Genomic DNA, 669 nt, shown 5'->3' with positions numbered 1-669 from the left:
CGCCACTTCCCAATTACATAACCAATTCCCATAAAAGCTACAATTAGCAGCGTGGGACCAGAACCAATTGTTAATAGCAAAATTGCCAACGCTAAACCTGCCAGAATACCAAGTACTCGGCCACGGTACGGAATCAATTTATCTGGAGTACTCATTATGTCCCTCCTTCATCACACAACACGCTCTTTCTTTCGTGTTTGTGTATCTGTTAAGTCAACACGGACGGAGTGAACGGGAAGCTCCAGTAAGGCCTCCACGGCGCGTTTTGTTTCAAGCTGCATTTCTTTTCCTAGTGTTGGTAGTCCATCTCGTCCAAACAACGAACAGTTGATATACAGACTAACTTTTTCTTTGCGAGAATGAATAGATGCCTGGACTTCAGGAGAGCGTATTCCCTGAAAGCTTCTAATTGCTCGTAAAGCTGTAGATTCGATCGTTGCTTTAGAAATTGTTATTTTGCCTTCACCAGTTACAATTGCTAAATTCTTTTTAGGCGGTCTGCTAAATATGCCTGTTAAAAGAAAAATAATAAAAATAACTGCTAAAAATGCGCTTATTGATAAAATTGTGTAGTAAAACCACTCCTGATGCCGCCACTTTTCTAACCAGTTTGAAAGGTGAGGAACCCTATAAACCATCAGTGCTAACATACTGGAACAAATCAGTCCT

2 protein-coding genes are annotated in these 669 nt (G+C 40.8%); both read right to left on the bottom strand.

Annotated elements, in window-relative coordinates; all coding sequences use genetic code 11:
- Window positions 1-155, bottom strand: a 155-nt coding sequence (locus AC1DRF_RS31175) for a DUF2273 domain-containing protein (RefSeq protein ID WP_477742720.1), incomplete at its 3' end; no start/stop codon positions are given.
- Between the two features lie 15 nt (window positions 156-170).
- Window positions 171-669 (bottom strand): alkaline shock response membrane anchor protein AmaP (amaP, locus tag AC1DRF_RS31170; RefSeq protein ID WP_477742719.1); only part of this gene is annotated, 499 nt, incomplete at its 5' end.

This window comes from Priestia sp. P5_B4 (assembly GCF_056400385.1).
The sequence above is the reverse complement of the archived record's forward strand: the minus strand, read 5'-3'. Positions and strand labels throughout refer to the sequence as shown.